Origin of the sequence: sulfur-oxidizing endosymbiont of Gigantopelta aegis (genome assembly GCF_016097415.1) — a bacterium.
Taxonomy (GTDB): Bacteria; Pseudomonadota; Gammaproteobacteria; order GRL18; family GRL18; genus GRL18.
In genome coordinates this window covers 67,907-86,837 of sequence record NZ_JAEHGE010000003.1, presented here as the reverse complement: position 1 = coordinate 86,837, position 18,931 = coordinate 67,907, and the positions used below count along the sequence as shown (strand labels likewise).

19 protein-coding genes and 1 pseudogene are annotated in these 18,931 nt (G+C 40.0%); 15 read left to right on the top strand and 5 right to left on the bottom strand.

The window, feature by feature from the left end:
* Positions 1-14 precede the first annotated feature (14 nt).
* From JEU79_RS23870 to JEU79_RS23845, 6 genes are all read left to right on the top strand, one after another.
* On the top strand, positions 15-425 hold the full coding sequence (locus tag JEU79_RS23870; RefSeq protein WP_198266436.1) for an HIT family protein: 411 nt from the start codon (positions 15-17) through the stop codon (positions 423-425).
* 168 nt (positions 426-593) lie between these two features.
* Positions 594-1,022: a hypothetical protein gene (locus JEU79_RS23865; protein WP_198266435.1), complete on the top strand. Its 429-nt coding sequence runs from the start codon at positions 594-596 to the stop codon at positions 1,020-1,022.
* Positions 1,023-1,254: 232 nt separating this feature from the next.
* Positions 1,255-2,172, top strand: a complete 918-nt coding sequence (hemF, locus tag JEU79_RS23860; protein ID WP_198266434.1) for an oxygen-dependent coproporphyrinogen oxidase — start codon at positions 1,255-1,257, stop codon at positions 2,170-2,172.
* A 12-nt stretch (positions 2,173-2,184) separates the two neighbouring features.
* Positions 2,185-2,742 carry a flavin reductase family protein gene (locus JEU79_RS23855; protein ID WP_198266433.1) on the top strand — a complete coding sequence of 186 codons (558 nt, stop codon included), beginning with the start codon at positions 2,185-2,187 and terminating at the stop codon, positions 2,740-2,742.
* A gap of 184 nt (positions 2,743-2,926) precedes the next feature.
* A complete protein-coding gene (locus JEU79_RS23850; protein WP_198266432.1) occupies positions 2,927-3,610 on the top strand; it encodes a hypothetical protein in 684 nt (227 codons plus the stop codon).
* Between the two features lie 137 nt (positions 3,611-3,747).
* Positions 3,748-5,625: a methyl-accepting chemotaxis protein gene (locus tag JEU79_RS23845; protein ID WP_198266431.1), complete on the top strand. Its 1,878-nt coding sequence runs from the start codon at positions 3,748-3,750 to the stop codon at positions 5,623-5,625.
* 275 nt (positions 5,626-5,900) lie between these two features.
* On the opposite strand, the gene JEU79_RS27865 is transcribed toward JEU79_RS23845, so the two are convergent.
* From JEU79_RS27865 to JEU79_RS23825, 5 genes and pseudogenes are all read right to left on the bottom strand, one after another.
* The gene (locus JEU79_RS27865; protein WP_281401115.1) at positions 5,901-6,167 is read right to left on the bottom strand and encodes a DUF3047 domain-containing protein; all 267 of its coding nucleotides are present in this window, start codon (positions 6,165-6,167) and stop codon (positions 5,901-5,903) included.
* Complete coding sequence (locus JEU79_RS27860) at positions 6,164-6,577, bottom strand: DUF3047 domain-containing protein (RefSeq protein WP_281401111.1); 414 nt, start codon at positions 6,575-6,577, stop codon at positions 6,164-6,166. The genes JEU79_RS27865 and JEU79_RS27860 overlap by 4 nt, the downstream gene beginning before the upstream one ends.
* A 358-nt stretch (positions 6,578-6,935) precedes the next feature.
* Positions 6,936-8,096: pseudogene (locus JEU79_RS23835) on the bottom strand (IS3 family transposase).
* Between the two features lie 31 nt (positions 8,097-8,127).
* The gene (locus JEU79_RS23830; protein WP_198266430.1) at positions 8,128-8,499 is read right to left on the bottom strand and encodes a hypothetical protein; all 372 of its coding nucleotides are present in this window, start codon (positions 8,497-8,499) and stop codon (positions 8,128-8,130) included.
* A gap of 251 nt (positions 8,500-8,750) precedes the next feature.
* Positions 8,751-10,751 (bottom strand): bifunctional aldolase/short-chain dehydrogenase, encoded by a 2,001-nt coding sequence (locus JEU79_RS23825; RefSeq protein ID WP_198266429.1) that lies wholly within the window; start codon positions 10,749-10,751, stop codon positions 8,751-8,753.
* 241 nt (positions 10,752-10,992) lie between these two features.
* Between JEU79_RS23825 and flgB the strand changes: the two genes are divergently transcribed.
* The 9 genes from flgB (at position 10,993) to flgJ (ending at position 18,918) form a co-directional block, all read left to right on the top strand.
* The gene (gene flgB, locus JEU79_RS23820; protein ID WP_198266428.1) at positions 10,993-11,409 is read left to right on the top strand and encodes a flagellar basal body rod protein FlgB; all 417 of its coding nucleotides are present in this window, start codon (positions 10,993-10,995) and stop codon (positions 11,407-11,409) included.
* 23 nt (positions 11,410-11,432) lie between these two features.
* On the top strand, positions 11,433-11,846 hold the full coding sequence (gene flgC, locus JEU79_RS23815) for a flagellar basal body rod protein FlgC (protein WP_198266427.1): 414 nt from the start codon (positions 11,433-11,435) through the stop codon (positions 11,844-11,846).
* Between the two features lie 71 nt (positions 11,847-11,917).
* Positions 11,918-12,589 (top strand): flagellar hook assembly protein FlgD, encoded by a 672-nt coding sequence (locus JEU79_RS23810; RefSeq protein WP_198266426.1) that lies wholly within the window; start codon positions 11,918-11,920, stop codon positions 12,587-12,589.
* A 36-nt stretch (positions 12,590-12,625) separates the two neighbouring features.
* The gene (flgE, locus tag JEU79_RS23805; RefSeq protein ID WP_198266425.1) at positions 12,626-14,011 is read left to right on the top strand and encodes a flagellar hook protein FlgE; all 1,386 of its coding nucleotides are present in this window, start codon (positions 12,626-12,628) and stop codon (positions 14,009-14,011) included.
* A gap of 205 nt (positions 14,012-14,216) precedes the next feature.
* Positions 14,217-14,957, top strand: coding sequence for a flagellar basal-body rod protein FlgF (gene flgF / locus JEU79_RS23800; RefSeq protein ID WP_198266424.1), 741 nt, complete (start codon positions 14,217-14,219; stop codon positions 14,955-14,957).
* A 28-nt stretch (positions 14,958-14,985) separates the two neighbouring features.
* Positions 14,986-15,771 (top strand): flagellar basal-body rod protein FlgG, encoded by a 786-nt coding sequence (flgG, locus tag JEU79_RS23795; protein ID WP_198266423.1) that lies wholly within the window; start codon positions 14,986-14,988, stop codon positions 15,769-15,771.
* Between the two features lie 71 nt (positions 15,772-15,842).
* Positions 15,843-16,535: a flagellar basal body L-ring protein FlgH gene (locus JEU79_RS23790; RefSeq protein ID WP_198266422.1), complete on the top strand. Its 693-nt coding sequence runs from the start codon at positions 15,843-15,845 to the stop codon at positions 16,533-16,535.
* Between the two features lie 240 nt (positions 16,536-16,775).
* A complete protein-coding gene (locus JEU79_RS23785; protein ID WP_198266421.1) occupies positions 16,776-17,873 on the top strand; it encodes a flagellar basal body P-ring protein FlgI in 1,098 nt (365 codons plus the stop codon).
* Positions 17,851-18,918: a flagellar assembly peptidoglycan hydrolase FlgJ gene (gene flgJ / locus JEU79_RS23780; RefSeq protein WP_343075027.1), complete on the top strand. Its 1,068-nt coding sequence runs from the start codon at positions 17,851-17,853 to the stop codon at positions 18,916-18,918. Before JEU79_RS23785 ends, flgJ begins: the two co-directional genes overlap by 23 nt.
* Positions 18,919-18,931: the final 13 nt, after the last annotated feature.

Sequence of the window (18,931 nt, the reverse complement as noted above, 5' to 3'; positions counted from 1 at the left end):
ATAAGGCTATACGCATGGCAAAAAAATTCACCCTAGATTCACGTTTAGCGAATGACTGTTTTATTTTATCAGAGTCGGATGATTTTTTACTCTTGCTCATGAATAACGCCTTGGTTCCCTGGTTTATCTTGGTTCCCAAAGTAGATAAAACAGAATTGTATGAATTAGAGTCGAGTGTGTCAGAGAACATTGCACTGATCAGTAATAAATTATCCCAATTACTGAAAACAGATTTTAAGGTGGATAAAATCAATATCGCTGCGATTGGCAATATCGTTTCACAATTACATATCCATATTATTGGTCGTTATGAAAACGATGCTTTTTGGCCGGGCGTGGTTTGGGGCGCAGAACCCAAAGAAAGTTATGAAGAGAGTGAAGTGACTAAGATAAAATTGCAGCTAAAATACATTTTATTATCATAGTTTATTAGAAAAGCCATATATTATGATATACTATAAGTAGTTAACCTATTATTCGCATGGAAATTGGTTATAAACCATAATGAACAAGGCGGATATTTAATGTTATAGTGTGTTAACACATTAATATTGTATTAGATAGAATAAAAAACCGAGTAGGGAGTATAGAAAATGAAAAAGTTAATCGCAATATCAGTTTTTTCAGCAATTGTCCTGGGTGCTGCTTCAAATGCATCTGCTTTTTGGGGTAACAATAACGATTCTGAATGTTATGGCCCATACGGTAAAATTCCAAACTGTAATCCCTACGATGAGTGGGATCCAAGATACTGGATGGAAGAAATGGAAGACATGATGGACGACGATGATGATTATCGTGGTGGTTATGGTAATGGTAATGGTTATCAGCAACCATACGGCGGCGGCTACCAACAACCATACGGCGGCTATCAGCAGCCTTATGGCTATGCACCTCAGCAGTATGCACCAGCACCTTATGGTTATGCACCTCAGCAATACGCGCCACAGCAGCCATATTATGGTAATCCATACGCTGCGCCAGCACCTGTTGCTCCAGCAGCACCTGCACCACAGCAATAATAATACGGCTCGCTTAATAAGCTGAGCAATCATTATTTTTGTTAAAAATGCCAGTCTCGGTTATGCCGAACTGGCATTTTTTTGTTATGGCATTGCAGATTTTATTTGAATTTGCTGCTCATCACCCTTATTTACATATAAATAAGAAAGATAACTATTTACATTAAGCGATAACTATCTAAAATTAGGTTGGTTATGAGCTATAAAGAAATTAATCTACATTGGGATATTAATGAGTCAGCCGGATACGAATGCAGTAAAGCAATTTTTACTGTCTTTACAAGATGATATTTGTCAGGCATTGGAAAATGCCGATCAGAGTAAGCACTTTGTTCAGGAAGAGTGGCAACGTGAGGGCGGTGGCGGTGGGCGCACGCGTGTTTTAGAAAGTGGCGCTATCTTTGAACAGGCAGGCGTTAATTTTTCTCATGTAACCGGTGATTCAATGCCTGCTTCGGCAACGGCTAAACGCCCAGAATTAGAAGGGCGCTCTTTTGAAGCGATGGGCGTTTCTCTAGTGATTCATCCCAATAATCCCTACATTCCGACAACCCATGCCAATGTGCGCTTTTTTATTGCTGAAAAAGAAGGCTCAGACGCCATTTGGTGGTTTGGTGGTGGCTTTGATTTAACCCCATACTATCCTTTTGAAGACGATGTTATTCACTGGCATGAACAAGCCAAGCAGGCCTGTGATGCAATTGACCCTGATTATTATGGCAGATATAAAAAATGGTGTGATGAATATTTTTTCTTACCCCATCGTAATGAAACGCGTGGTGTCGGTGGTTTGTTTTTTGATGATCTCAATGAAAAGAGCTTTGCGCATTGTTTTTCTTTTATGCAAAGCGTGGGCAAACAATTTGTTCCGGCCTATTTACCCATTGTAGAAAAACGTCAGGCAACACCCTTTGGTGAATCTGAACGTGAGTTTCAATTGTATCGTCGCGGACGTTATGTAGAATTTAATCTTGTTTATGATCGTGGCACTTTGTTTGGCTTGCAAACCGGTGGACGCACTGAATCTATCCTGATGTCATTACCGCCTTTGGTGAAATGGCGTTATAACTGGCAACCTGAAAAGGGTTCTGATGAAGCGCGCCTATATGATCGCTACCTGAAACCACAAGATTGGCTAGGCCTGGAATAAAAAGAGAAATATATGAGTAAAGATGTTGCACAAATAAAGTCTGAGTTGATTCAAGGCTATCGAAATAATATCGGTCTTTTTGCCACGGGTGTTACCGTGCTTATTATCGAGCATGAGGGGGATGTACGTTGCATGACAGCCAATGCAGTGAGTTCCTTGTCTCTTGATCCTATTCAATTATTAGTCTGTCCGTCAAAAAAAGCGGCTTTTTCAGATTTGTTAAAAGAAGGTACTCGTTTTTCAGTCAATATTTTAGGTATTCATCAAGAAGATGTGTCTAATTATTTTGCGGGTGCAAAAATGGATATGGATGAAAGTCAGGTACATTATGAACATCTTTTTTCAGATACCGATGCCGCCCCGCGTTTAAAAGACTGCCTCGCCTCTTTCTCTTGTAAAATAAATAAACAATATGATGGTGGTGACCACTGGATTGTCGTGGGTGAAGTTTTGGATCTTTATAAGCAAGATAAACAAGCAGAACCATTACTTTTTTTTGGTGGCAAATACCATTATCCTGCCAAGACAGAAGCTGAATTGGTTAAGCCAGCAGGCGATCCGTATAAATAAAGTCATTGGCTTGAGTTATAGTGCTAACGATGCACTTCGCACCTCAGTAGCATCCTACGTTGAGCACCATCATGTATATATTGAGTGATTTACTGTAGGATGCTGCTGAGGCACGAAGCGCATCAATTGTTAAGCACGCTAATATTCATTTTCCATACTTAAGTCATTCCACATTAGGTTAACCATGAATTTATCATACGAGTCATATTACTTTATTGCTCTGGCAATTGTTTTTGCGCTCCTGATATTCCTCATTGTGCGTACTTTTCGCCTGATAAAAAAGAAAAAACTTTGGGCGACTTATCGTAATAGTAGTTATTTGCTCTTAGTTCTGTTCTTTTTTATCAGCCTCTCTTTAGTCGCCAGTAATGTCTTGATTTATCACCGTCTCAGCCACGAAGCACCGATTGCACTGGTCTCAGTACAAGCATTGCAAAAGCAGCAATTCCAGGTTCAGGTTTTACAATTACAAGGCTGTCAGAAAAAGTCATTTGTCCTGCAAGGTGATGAATGGCAAATGGAAGCACGGATTATAAAATGGCACGCTTGGGCAAATGTATTAGGCTTAGATGCCAATTATCAATTAGATCGTATTGCCGGTCGTTACCGAGATATACGCCAGCAACGTAATAATCTACCCAGTGTATTTGCCCTGGAAGCCGAAGAAGTGTTTGATTTATGGGCATTTAAAAGAAATTATCAATGGCTACCCATGCTGGATGCCGAATATGGGCAGTCAGTTTATTTACCTATGATTGATAAGGTTTCTTATCAGGTTTTTATGACACAAACGGGCTTAATCGCTCGAAAAATAAATCCCAATGAAGCCTTAAACCGCGTCATAAAAAAGACCTGTCAGAATATTTAATGCATAAGCCCATCACTCAGAATATAATGGCTGCAAGGGGAGTTGATCGCTTTTTAAAATTTGCTAAATATCGCTCAAGATCTTTAGTTTCTTGCCGATATACTTCTTATCTCTCTATTAATTAAGAAATGCTTATTATGCTTACAATAAAACAAAAATTTATATTTGCCAGTGCATTGACCTTAGTCTCAATGATTGGAATTTTGCTATTAGGTCAATTTACCGTTCATAAATTAGAAATTTTTGACAAGGTGAGTCTTGAAATTACTAAGGTTCAGGCCGGCATGCTCATGTTGCGGCGTAATGAAAAGGATTTTCTGGCGCGTAATGACATAAAATATAAGGATAAATTTGAGAAAAACTTCTCAAACCTTGTTAATGATCAGGTTAAAGAGCTTACCATAGCAGTCGATAATGCGGGTTTAGATACTAGCTCGGTCGTCACGATTAAAGACTCATTTAATCAATACAGAAATAATTTTCTGGAACTCATTTCAATCCAGCAAAAAATTGGACTGCATCCCAAAGACGGGCTTTATGGTTTGTTACGTAAATCAGTGCATCAGGTGGAAAGTGAGATAAAAACCTTATCTGATGCGGCACTAAGAGCCGATATGTTGCAACTCAGACGTAATGAAAAAGATTTTATGTTGCGCCTAGATCTAAAATATCTGGCAAAGTTTGAAAAAAATGTTGGTGTTTTTTCTCAAACCTTGGAAAAAAGTAATTATTCGGATGCAGTCAAAGAAAAACTAAAGGCATTAATGGCATCATATAAAAGTGAATTTACTAATTTTGTTAATAATTCAAAAATTAAAGGCCTTAATAGTAAAGAGGGCTTGTTGGGCGCCATGCGTGCCAGTGTTCATGATAGTGAAACAATACTAGAGAAGCTTTCACAGGAATTAAATGCGACGATTAAAGAAGAAGTGGGTGATCTGGATAACTTTATTCTGACTACGAACATTATTGGCATTGCTTTAGCATTATTGGTGATGTTTGTTTTGGCCTGGTTGGCCAATGGAATTCTTAAACCTATGCATAGTTTGGCAAAAACTATGAATCAGGCAACGACGGAAAACAATTTATCCTTACGAGTTGAGGTTGAATCAGAAGATGAAATTGGTCAAACCGGTCATGCATTTAATACTATGTTAGAACGTTTTCAAGTCATTATTAGTGAAATTAATAGTTCCGCCCAACAAATTAATGTGACCTCAGAAGAATTATCTAAAATTACTCTGGAAACGCATAAGGGGTCTCAAGAACAACAGGTACAAACATCAGAAGTTGCATCGGCTATTGCAAAAATGAAAAACTGTGTGCTGGAAATGTTAGAAAATGCTTCGGTTGCTGCGGATTCTGCAACAGAAACCAAGACCAAATCAAGAAATGGTGCAGAAATCGTTAATGCCTCTACAAAGATAATAAATACCCTTTCTGATGGTATTAAAAATGCGTCAGATGCTATTAATAAAGTTGAGCAAGATAGTGAGCAAATAGGCTCGGTGTTAGCGGTGATCCGTAGCATTGCAGAGCAAACAAACCTATTGGCGCTGAATGCCGCCATTGAAGCGGCCAGAACCGGTGAACAAGGTCGAGGCTTTGCGGTGGTTGCCGATGAGGTAAGAACACTTGCAGGACGGACTCAAGAGGCCACCCAAGAAATTCAACAGATGATTGAAACGCTACAGTCGGGCTCTAAGCATGCAGTGAAATTAATGGCAACGAGTCGAGAGCAATCAAATGATGGCGTCGAACAAATTTCAATGGTGGGTGATGCTATCTTGGGTATTGTTTCTTCGGTAGAAAATATAGAAAGTATGAATAATATCATTGCCGCATCCATTGAGAGACAAAGTGGTGTTGCAGAAGAAATTAATGGCAATGTTGATACTATTCATGATATCTCTTTACAATCGTCGCATCGTTCAGATGAAACGGCTCAGGCAAGTGATAATCTAGCTCGATTAGCCGTTGATTTACATGCTTTGATTGAGCAATTTAAAGTATAAGTGATTATTTCTAAAAAGAAAAATCCAATTAACCAGTGTTCTGGATAATAACTAACTTGCTCGTATGTATTATCCTAAAAAAATCAGTTGAACCTACTGCGACCGCCTTATGCACTGAATCTTAAGGATTTTCCAGAATATTTTGACTTCACCCTTAGGGTGACTACGAATAAAGCCAAAATAACCTGTAAAACCCTTAATCTTCAGCACCTAAGTCACTCTCGCTACGATTCAACTGATTATTTTAGGATTATTCAGAACTCAGGCTAATTAAGTTATTCCGCAGTGAAATATATATCCCCATATAATGCCTGCTCAGAGAGTTTAGAGTTGTCTGTGTCTGACATGAGAGCAACCACATCAATCGAATCAATTTCTTCACCAAAAAAACGCTTAAAATCTTCTTTTACATTTCTTTTTTCTGTATACCAATGATTTAACAGGCTTTGTTTTCCGCGTATAGCTAGCATTTTTGCTTGTGAAGTAAATGCATTATCCCAATGGGATAGCTTTGCTTGATTGCTTGACCAGACATAGTTCAGGGCTTTCGTTTTCCAGAAAAAAAATGTTTCTTAACAATATAGATGCGTGCCGCATAATCATCACCGGACTTGCTTTGCTCATTAATATTGTTCAGTGAGGATTGAATTGACCAAGACCAGTTGAGATAAGGGGTTTTATTCAAGTCAATATGGATTGTTTTAAATAAACCGGAAGCAGCCTGTTGACTTCGAGCGCTAAGGACATATTGACCGGCGATTTTAATCAGTTTATAACGTGTTTTTCCGGCAAATTCTTTTTCTTCCCAGCCTGTTAAAGACTGTTGAGAAAACTCACCAATAATCACTTTTTGGGACTTATTTACTGCTTCGTTTGCATTGATTACATTGTTGTTTGTTTGAGCAAATGTGCTGCTTGAGTAAAGTAGTATAAAAAATATAAATAAAGACATTGTGATTCTTTTAATTTGAAAGAGGAAAATTCAATAGTCCTCTATAAACTACAGGCTGTCAATTTGATGTGTCAACACTTTTCCGGACAGTTTTCTAAATATTTTTTTGGCTGTTTCAAGTGATTTTTGTCATTTTGTATTTCCTATCATTTTAGTTTCTCATGTTAACTTTAAATAGATGAAGAAGAGAAAGGGCTTTGCCCTCTGGAACGATAGAGCCGTTCCATTCACCCAAGGTATTTTCACAACGGTAATGATCCTGTTACAATATCTTCACGGCACAGGCTGAGGAGCCGATGGCCGTCAACGGTAATGGGCGGCATTTATGTCGCCTTTTACCCCTCTTCAATCAATCGATTTAAGCTATTTCCTGCTGTATTTCATAATCGACTGGTGACAAATAATCATTAGCCGAATGAAGTCGCTCCCGATTATAAAATACCTCAATATATTCAAATATTGCCTGCTTTGCTTCTACTCTGGTTTTGAATCGACAATGGTGCGTCAATTCAGTTTTCAAACTATGAAAGAAGCTCTCTGATACAGCATTGTCCCAGCAATTTCCTTTGCGGCTCATAGACTGAATTATGTTATGATCCGACAATATTTTTCTATGACTATCAGAGGCATATTGGCTACCTCGGTCAGTATGCCAAAGCAATCCATCCATTGGTTTACGCTTCCATATGGCCATCAGTAAAGCATCATTGACTAGCTTGGCTTTCATTCGCTCATCCATCGACCAGCCAACAATTTGCCTAGAGAATAAGTCAATGACAACCGCTAAATATAACCAGCCTTCCTTGGTGGCAATATAGGTAATATCACCCACATAGTAGCGATCAGGTTGAGAGACAGTAAACTCTCTTTCCAGTAAATTTGGAGATATACGCTTATTATGCTTGGAATTAGTCGTCGCTTTAAAGCGTCTCTTCGTTTTACAAAACAAACCGGCTTTTTTCATTAATCGACCAATTCTCCGGCGGCTTATATGAACGCCTTTTTCAGCCAGTTTTCTTTTAAGACGACGGGTTCCATAAGTCTTGCGACTGTCTTCAAACAGTTTTTTAGCTGCTCAGTAAGCGCTTCATTTTCTTTCTCTCTATCCGTTTTAGGAGAGCTAACCCAATCATAATAGCAACTACGGGAAACATCCATAAAACGGCACAGAATCGTTACCGGGTAATCTTTAGCCTGATCAGTTATCCATGCGTACTTCACAAAGTTTCCCTTGCAAAGTACGCTGTGGCCTTTTTAATAAATCACGCTCCTGAATCACTTTTGCCAATTCTTTTTTCAGACGTTTTACTTCATCATAAATGTGTTCATCACTTCTATTGGCTACCGTCTTCACCGGTTTGGAATATTTACTGATCCAGGTATGTAGAGTATTTACATTAACACCTAGCTCCCTGGCAGTCTGAGAAACGGGTTGATCCGTCTCATTAGCTAATTTGACAGCTGATTCTTTAAATTCTGATGTATAGCTTTTATTCGGTTTTTTTGTTTGATCATTCATTTTAGGTCACACTTTTTATCTTTTAGTTATTTTAAGTTGTGTGTCCGGTTAAGTATAGCCACATTACTTTCATTTTTTCCAACATGAGCTGACGCATTTTTTCCATTTGCATTTTAGCTTGATTGGCTTGTTGGGCAATATCATCTTCATTCATTTTTAGATATTGTTTATTAGCCACGTCAACATGGGTCAAAGTACCTGTTTGGCTGTCGTATAAGCTATAGTTTTTATTTTGACTGGGAGGGGTAAAACGGATTTTACCGTCTTTAAGCTGCATGGTATTAACTGATTTTTGGGTATTGCTGATTTGTTCGTAAATAACCGTGGCATCAGCCATTATTAGTGGTGATAAGGATAGACTGATACTGGCAAAGAATATTTTTTTTGCGGGAAAATACTTCATGAATATTATTTCCATTATGCTGTTGATTTAAGATAATTAATTATACCGAGGCCGTCTTTATAATGCACGTTTAGATGACAGGTAATTACTCGAAATCGTAGGGTGGGCATGGCTTTATCTGCCCACGCTGTCTCGATATTAGCTCTGGGTCTAAGTTTTATCCTGCTTTCAGCGTGGGCAGATAAAGCCGTGCCCACCCTACCGTTTTATAGGTTAGATGACTCTTCATGAGTTAGATGACTCTTCATGAGTTAGATGACTCTATCATTACCGCCATCAATAGGGAGCTGGGCGGCGGTGGTTTTGGCAAATAAAGGGCCGCACATTTCTGCTGCCAGTTCGGCGACATCATGAGAAGTGATTTCTGTGCCTAATAAGTTATTGGTTTTATAAGCTTCAACGCTCATACCATAATGCTCTGCGCGGGCGGCGAGGACTTCAGGTGTCCAGATGGCAGTGTCAAAGACGGCATTGGGGTGTAAGGTATTGATGCGAATATTATCCTGTCCCCATTCTAAAGCGGCTACACGAGCGAGTTGATTTAATGCCGCTTTGGCAGATGAATAGGCGGCGGCTCCCGGGCCGGGAGCAGGCACATTTTTAGAACCCATAGCAACGATGCGGCCACCATTGGGTGCCAATTTTAATAAGGGATGCACCTTAGACAGTAGCGATAAATTGGCATCCAGATTTACATTCATCACTTTACGCCATTCAGCGAGTTTTAGATCTTCAATACGACAGCCACCGGGGAAAATACCGGCATTGAGAATGAGCATATCCAAGCCGCCAAAGGCACGGACAGTACGCTCAAGCGCTTGTTCTAAGGCTACTTCATCGGTGACATCGCAGGTAATTCCAAGATAGTCAGGGCCTTGATAGGCCGTTTCAATGTCTGCTTGAATATCCAGTGCAACGACACAGGCTCCGCGAGCCAAAAGTGAATCCACACAGGCTTTGCCGATGCCGGTAAGCGCCCCGGTGACGAGGGCAACTTCACCTGAAAATAGGGGAGAAGTACCTGCTTTTTTAAGCTTTGCCTGTTCCAGTTCCCAATATTCCACATCAAAAATATCTTGAGCGGGCAGTGCCTGAAAACCACCTAATTGTGTGGATCGTAAAATAATATCAATAGTGTGTTCATAGATATCAGCCACAATATTGGCTTCTTTGATGTTTTTCCCCAGTGTCAGCATACCGCCTTTGGCATCGAGAATAATTCGAGGTAGCGGGTCAAGCATGGTTTTTGTCTGCCCGTCATGAGGTGTTTTTGCTGCCTGGGTAAAATATTCTTTATAAGCGGAGGTATAGGATTGATAGTCCAGCCCAAGCATGGGGAGTTGTTTGGTGCGAATTACATGGTCAGGCGTAGCAGGCCCTTGCTGGCTGATCTGTTGTATTTTGGGGTGATTGGCAAAAGCCAGTGTTTGTTGCGTGCGTTGTTGATGAATAACAATAGGCTGCTGTAGTTCTGTGGAGAGATTTTTGCGTAGCGTGGCAATGTCTATGGGGGCTAAGTCATCATCATTTAATGAAGTTTCTGCATAATGACTGCTCACATCCAGAGCTTGCTGGCTACTGAGATAATCCTCCGCCATAGCAACGAGATCGATCATACGCTCATAAGATTGTTTAGCGGTGTCACCAAAAGAAAAAATACCATGATTCATAAGAACCATGCCAATGGTGTCCTTGGTCACTTCTTTGGGGAAATTTTCTGCACAGAGTCGGGATAAGTCAAAGCCAGGCATGACATAAGGGATGATGACCACTTTATTGCCATAGAGTTTTTTAATGCGTTCTAAGCCGTTTTTGGTATTGGTGATGCTCACTACGGCATCAGCATGGGTATGATCAACATACTTGTAGGGTAGTAAAGCATGCAGGATGGTTTCAACTGAAGGTCCCGGAGCGCTGGCATTGGTCAAATGGGTTTTTAATTCATTGACCATTTGTGCATCAGTGAGTTCTTTGAGCTGGGCGAGTTTTAATAAATGCGACATTTGTACTGGAGCATAGCCTTGGGCTTCAATGCTTTCTAAATCCCAGCCGCTGCCTTTGACATAGAGAATGTTTTCTTTGTCACCGAGAATATTTGTTTGCTCAATTTTAACAGAAGTATTGCCACCACCATGAAGCACCAATGTTTTGTCCTGCCCCAATAGTCTGGAGCTGTAAACCCGTAGGGCTAGATCAGGATGGATACCATCAGTTTGTTTGCTTGCGTCTTGTTCATTCCAGCGATTGTGCATAAATTTTTCCGTTTAGTGACGAGTAAAAATTGGGCTCAGAGAAGAGCATAAAGAAATGAAAAAAATTGTCAATTACCGCTTTGCCGTCAGGTGGACATTGCTTGCCGTTGTTCTCTTTAAAATAGCGCTTTAAAATAGTCCTATAAAAGTTAACTTATTGAAAATTAATAAATAATTAAAACTGGTATGTCATTTGCAACGGCTAGGCTATCAGGAAAAAAATAGTCAGTAGGACAGGACAATGCCAATCAGCTTTGATAATTATTTAGGTGCTTTTGATGATGCGCTTATTTTGCGCTCCAAACGTTCAGAGATCATTGCATCCAATTTGGCCAATGCAGACACCCCGGGTTACAAAGCCAAGGATATTGATTTTAAAGGGGCAATGGCGAATGCCATGGGAACGGGTTCTGAGTTTAAAAAATCAACCCTGAAAATGGCAACAACCAATAGTAAGCATATACAAATAACTCAAGGGGGGGCATTTTCAAATGATATTTTATACCGCAATCCCACTCAGCCCTCGTTGGATGGCAATACCGTTGATGCAGCGATAGAGAAAACAGAATTTACTAAAAATGCGATACATTATAATGCCAGCTTACGTTTTTTGAGTGGTAAGTTTCAGGGCTTAACAAAAGCAATTAAAGGCCAATAGGCTGGATAAATCAGGAAAATATTATGGGACTTTTTAATACGTTTGAAATTTCCGGTTCGGCCATGACTGCACAAACTGTGCGCATGAATTTAGTGGCCAGCAATCTGGCCAATGTGAATAGTGCCGCCAGTAGTGTCGAAGGCACCTATAAATCGCGTCAGGCTATATTTAAAACCGTCGTGGATCAATATTCCAATAACCCTGCGATTGCCAAAGTGAAGGTTGATCGTATTGTTGAAAGTGAAGAGCCCTTAAAAGCGCAATATCAACCTAACCATCCCAATGCAAATGATGAGGGTTATGTGTATATGCCCAATGTCAATCCGATTGAAGCGATGGCAAATATGATTGATGCTTCACGGTCTTATCAAACCAATGTTGAAGTACTGAATACGACTAAACAATTATTAATGAAAACGATTAATTTAGGCAAGTAAGAATATGATGCTTGAAGCAATACTTTACATACTGAATGACGGCCTAGCTTGTCAGGGCAAGGGGAATGAAAATGCCAGCAATTAATAGCGATGTAAAACTTTATGATAATCTGGGTTTAAGTCGAGTCAATGAGCCAAAAGTTGAGCCGTCAAAAGAAGATCAATTTATGCAACTGCTCATAGCACAGCTTAAAAACCAGGATCCTTTGGAACCACAGGAAAATGGTGAGTTCTTAAGTCAGTTGGCACAATTTGAAACAGCAGCTGGCGCAGAAGAATTACAAAAATCATTTGATAGTTTCAGTCAGAACATGATGTCATCTTCTGCCTTACAAGCTTCTAGTCTCGTAGGTCGGAGTGTATTAGCTCCCGGTGGCATTGCACAATTGGAAACAGGTCAGATAGTGAAAGGTCAAATAGATCTAAGCTCTTCGACGACAAATCTATCACTTGAAATCACCGATGCTGCCGGACAAGTGGTAAAAACTATTCCAATGGGCACTCAAGCCGCTGGTGAAATTGCTTTTACTTGGGATGGCACGGATCAAAACGGCAATTCTTTGCCACCGGGAGGCTATCGTGTCAGAGCAACAGCAGATGTTGGCAGTGAGCAAGTGGCTCAAGAAGTATTGGTGAGTGCTAAAGTGGATAGTGTGACAATAGGACAGAATGGACAGGGTATGAAATTGAATCTTGCCGGTTTGGGCAGTATTGATTTTTCAGCAGTTAAAGAAATTAGATAGAAATGCTTTCTAAATAATAAAGGCAGGAGGTTTATCATGCCGTTTCGTATTGGTTTAAGTGGTTTAAATGCAGCTCAGGCAGATTTAAAAATTACCGGCAATAATATTGCTAACGTGAGCACTATTGGTTTCAAACAATCGCGGGCAGAATTTGCCGATGTTTATGCCACCAGTAAATTTGGTTCAGTCAGTACTGCGATTGGTAGTGGTGTCAGATTGGCAGCTGCATCTCAGCAGTTTACTCAGGGCAATATTATTTTCACTGAAAATAATTTAGATTTAGGGATTACCGGGGAAGGTTTTTTTTCCATGGATGACGTCTCAGGTAATCGAATTTATACCCGTAATGGTCAATTTAAAACAGATAAAAATGGCGTGATTGTTGATAATAGTGGCTCAAGTTTAAAAGGTTATGGTGTTGATCCGGTGACGAATAATATCAATACGGGCTCAATTGTCGATTTGCAGATTATTTCTACCAATATTGCCCCTAACCCAACGACTGCAAGTACGCTTATCGCTAATATTGACTCAGGTGGTGGTGTGCCAGCTAATGTTTTTTCTATGAATTCAGCAGGTACGGTCGATCCACAAAGTTATAATCATACGACATCGTTTACTTCCTATGATTCCTTGGGTAATCCAATGCTAACGTCGCTATTTTTTAGAAAAACAGCGACGAATACTTGGGATGTGGGTATTAAACAAGTGGATGCCAATGGTAATATTTTTCAAAATATTGATGCCGGTGCGACTCAGGCTGGTTCGCCAACCCAGCCACAAATGCTCTATAATGGTGCTGTATCTGTACCTGCGCTTGATGTGACGATTAGTCCCTTAGAAAGTATTACTTTTTTAAACAATGGTACACTTGATTCGTCTTCATTAAGTGGTACGAGCGGTACTTTTTCATTTACTGTGGATTTAGCCAGTAGCGATTTGACCAATCCTGTTATGACACCGACAGGTGGGGCATTGCAGACCCAGCCTATCTCAGTTGACCTCAATGGTTTAACGCAATACGGTGCTAACTTTGGCGTGACGAACTTGACCCAGGACGGTTATACCACAGGACAGTTATCAGGTATTGGTGTGGATCAGTCGGGTATTATTTCGGCACGATTTACTAATGGCCAATCAAACAACTTAGGACAAGTTTTTTTAACAACCTTTACGAATACTCAGGGTCTTTCTCAATTAGGTGATAATTATTGGGGGGAATCCTTTTCTTCTGGACAGGGCATTATTAATGCGCCTGGCAATGGTAATGCGGGATTGATTAATTCAGGGGCTTTGGAAGATTCCAATGTGGATTTGACAGCACAGCTTATTAATCTCATTACGGCACAGCGTAATTTCCAGGCAAATGCCAAGACAATTACTACCGCTGATACCATTACTCAAACGGTTATTCAGTTGTAAATTTTCATTTCTCTCTCAGTATAATTTTTTTGACGAATAATTTTTCTTTACTTGATGTTACAGATAGTAGCAGCGCAGTAGAGTTGAATTATTCGTTTTTTTTTGCCTGATTATTGTTGTTGGTTGGCCTGAATCATGCATTATAAATAATAGCTAATGAATAAGTGTCAAAAAAAAGTCATGATGAAATAGGGTGCTGTAAACGATGGATAATTTTATATTTGTAGCCATGTCAGGGGCAAAAGAGAATATGCTGAATCAACAACTGCATATGAACAATCTTGCCAATGCCAGTACTGCCGGATTTCGTGCTGATTTTGCAGCGGCACGCAGTCAGCCTGTTTTTGGGCCGGGTCTACCAACACGGGTTTATTCAATGACACAAAATCCGGGTACTGATTTTAAATCAGGTAGTATGATTAGCACAGGCAATAATTTGGATGTGGCCATAACGGGTGAGGGTTTTTTTGCCGTGCTTGATAAAAATGGTAATGAAACTTATACCCGCGCTGGTAATTTTAAAATAAATGAAACTGGCATGCTAACGACTGGAGCCGGTCATCCTGTGTTAGGTGATGGTGGCCCCGTTGTGATTCCACCGGCAAAAAAAATTGATATTATGGCTGACGGCACGATTTCTATTGTACCTGAAGGTGCTGAAAATAATGCTACAGCGGTGATTGGACGTTTGAAAATGGTCAATCCAGATGTGGCTAATTTAGTTAAAAATGAATCAGGTTTAATGGTACAAAAAAATGCTGAGCCAGCAGAGGCTGATGGTGAAGTACGATTAATTGCCGGTGTATTAGAAAGCTCCAATGTCAATGCCATGTCAGAAATGGTTGATATGATCAGTCTGGCGAGACAGTATGAAATGCAGGTCAAACTACTGAAAAAAGCTGAAGAAATGGATCAGGCTTCCACACAATTATTAAGACTTTCCTAATGTTATATCGCTCTTTAAGGAGAATACAATGAATCCAGCATTATGGGTTGCAAAAACAGGTTTAGATGCACAGCAAGTACGTTTACAAGTGGTGTCAAACAACTTAGCCAATGCGAGTACGACGGGCTTTAAAAAAGATAGGGCTGTTTTTGAAGATTTAATTTATCAAAATATTCGCCAGCCGGGTGCACAGGCCACTCAAGATACAACATTACCCTCAGGTATGATGCTGGGTACTGGTGTTCGGGTTGCTGCTACGCAAAAAATTCACATGCAAGGCAATATTATTCAAACGCAAAACTCCTTAGACCTTGCTATCCAGGGGGAAGGTTTTTTTCAGGTATTAAGACCTAATGGTGACATTGCCTATACCCGTGATGGTTCATTTCAAATTGATGAACAAGGACGTATTGTCACCTCAGATGGTATGTTGTTAGAGCCTGCGATTACGCTACCAGCAGAGACCTTATCCGTCACCATTGGTATTGATGGTACTGTTTCTGCACTAGAACCTGGCAATACAGCACCGACAAATGTCGGCACAATAGAAACAGCCTCATTTATCAATCCATCAGGCCTAATGGCTATTGGTGATAATCACTATTTAGAATCGGTTGCTAGTGGTGCACCCATCACGGGTGTTCCTGCAACGGATAGTCGGGGTGGTTTATTGCAAGGGTCTTTAGAAAGTTCAAATGTTAATACGGTTGAAGAATTGGTTAATTTAATTGAAACACAAAGAACCTTTGAAATGAATTCTAAGTCTTTATCAACCGCTGATCAGATGCTGCAATATATTACGCAAAATGTTTAATATCTATTTGAAATTGTATTTTAAGGCTTAAAATGATAATAAAAAATCATCTTGTTTTGTTGGTATTGGTCATGACTCTTTTGACTGGTTGTGCTGCTCAACGCTTGGAACATGATCCAAAATATGCACCAACACGGCCTAAAGCCGTGATCACTCAACCTCAAAATACCGGTTCTATTTATTTAACATCAGATAATTTGAATTTATTTGAAACAGTGAAAGCCCATAGAGTGGGTGATATTCTAACCGTTGTTTTTGATGAAAAAACCACGGGTAAGAAAGAAACTAAAACGGAAGATAAAAAGGGCACAACAGTTGGTTTATCAAATCCTACTGTGTTTGGTAAAGCAGTTACAACGGATGCCACGACCGGCAATGCGACCTCTGATGCTGGTTTTGGCTTGGCCAATGAATTGCTAAGAGCACTCAATACTAGTATTTCTTCCACTAATGACTTTAAATCCAAAGGTAAAAGTGAGCAAAAAAATAGCCTGACGGGTAATATTGGTGTCACAGTTGTTGAAGTATTAAGTAATGGTAACCTCAGAGTGCAGGGTGAAAAATTAGTGACTATCAACCAAGGGGATGAATACATTCAACTAGCGGGTGTTATTCGTAGCAGAGATGTTGGTTTGGATAATAAAATCTCTTCTTCAAAAGTTGCCAATGCACAAATTATCTATAGTGGTGTTGGTTTGACCCATGATTCAAATTCTGCGGGCTGGGGAAGCCGCTTCTTCCTTAGTGATGTTTGGCCTTTCTAATATTCCTTCCCGAACTTATCGGGTACGTGTAGGATGCCGGTGAGGCACGAACCGCATCAATTTTGGCCCATGAGGAACAAATCATGAGGAGATATGATGCGGTTCGTGCCTCACCGACATCCTACGTTTCAACACATGTTTAAAGAAGCCCATGCTGTTCTGGCATTTATCTTGCACTAATTAATCTATAGAAATAAAACGTGGTTTTTTTGACGTATTTTATACGTAGGATGGTGTGATATGTGGCGCTCTTTTTGTATTTCTTTTGTTATTTTTTGCTTTGCTTTAAATCCTGTTTTTGCAGAACGTATCAAGGATATCTCTACGGTAGCAGGTATACGTTCAAATCAATTAGTGGGCTATGGTCTGGTGGTGGGATTGGATGGCTCCGGCGATTCCAGCGCGGCATTTACTGATGATAGTATGCGCAATATGTTGGAGCAACTAGGGATTACTTTACCGCCGGGTGCTAATCTACCCATTAAAAATGTCGCCGCTGTTACTTTGAGTGCCGAACTTCCTCCATTTACTAAACCCGGTCAAAAAATTGACGTTAATGTTTCTTCTATCGGTAATTCTAAAAATCTTCGTGGTGGTACTTTATTAATGGCTCCTTTAAAGGGGGCTGATGGTCAGATTTATGCCGTCGCACAAGGTAACTTAGTGGTAATGGGCTTGAATGCGAGCGGAAAGGATGGTTCATCAGTCACTATCAATATTCCTACGGGAGGACGGATTCCAAATGGTGCGACGGTAGAGCGTGAGGTGATCACTTCGTTTGTTACAGGTAATAGTATTACTTTAAATCTATTTCGCCCCGATTTTACGACGGCATATCGCCTAGCTGAAACTATTAATGACACTATGGGCTTAGGTACTGCTAAGGCTGTTGATGCCTCTTCGGTTAAAGTCAGTGCGCCAACTGATTTATCACAAAAAGTATCCTATTTGTCGATGCTGGAAAATCTAACGTTTAACCCAGGGACTGCGGCGGCAAAAATTGTAGTGAATGCCAGAACTGGCACGGTGGTGATTGGGCAAAATGTAATTGTGCAACCAGCGGCTGTTTCTCATGGTAATTTAACAGTAACGATTACTAATGATCCAACCATTAGTCAACCACCGGCATTTTCAAATGGACAAACCGTTGTTGTGCCTAAATCTGATGTTGATGTGGCCGCAACGAATAGTGGTGCTTTTGTGTTTAATTTGGGGGTAACTTTAGATGAAGTGGTCAGAGCGGTAAATAATATTGGTGCCAGTCCTGCCGAATTGGTGGCAATTTTAGAAGCCTTGAAAGCCGCAGGATCACTTAATGCAGAACTCATTATCATATAGGTATCAGCTCATGAGTTTAAATAGTATGGAAAGTAAAACTGATATTTATACCGATCTGAATGGTTTGCAAAACCTCAAGGTATCAGCAAGAAAAGATGCAAAAAGTGCTTTACCTGAGGTGGCTAGACAATTTGAAGCGGTGATGATCAGTATGATGATCAAAAACTTGCGTAAAACCGGTATGGAAGATCCCATTTTTAAAAGTCAGGCAATGGATAGTTATCGAGATATGTATGATCAGCAATTAGGTATGGAATTATCAAAAGGCCAGGGCATTGGCTTTGCCAAAACGATTGTTGAACAAATGCAATATCAGGCAAGCCAGCAATCATCACAGAATGGTAAAAAAATAGCACTCGAGCAGGAGGCTTCTTATACTATGCCGGTCAGGCGTCATTTTATAGATCCTTATGCCGTTAAACTTGCAAAGTCAAATCCAGATATATTGCCGCAAACGCCTAATGTTTCTCAGGCGAGTGAGATTTCTGCGGCCATTCCTACCGCCACATCTGAGGTGAAATTTTCATCGCCAGAACAGTTTGTAGAAATCTTATGGCCATTAGCTGAAAAAGCAGCTCAGCAATTAGGTGTGTCAACAGAAGTGATTATTTCTCAGGCGGCTTTAGAAACGGGTTGGGGAAAATATATTATTTCCGATGATAAAAAAAGTAGCTTTAATCTTTTTAATATCAAGGCTGACCAACGTTGGTCGGGTGACAAAGTAGAAAAAGTATCAGATGAGTTTGTACGAGGCAAGAGAGTACAACAAAAAAGTAATTTCAGAGCTTATGGCTCTTATGAGCAAAGTTTCACTGATTATGTCCGTTTTATAAAAAATAATTCACGTTATAGTGAGTATTCAAATAAAAATAATAATAATTTGAATGAAACGGAACAATCTTTGCATGATAAAGCATACGTAAAAGGCATTCATAATGCGGGATATGCAACTGATCCTAATTATGCAAATAAGGTTTTGAGGGTTCTAAACAGTGAACCAGTTCAAAATCAACGTCTAAATCAGCTTAAGTTAGCATCAAAATAATGAGCGGATGGAC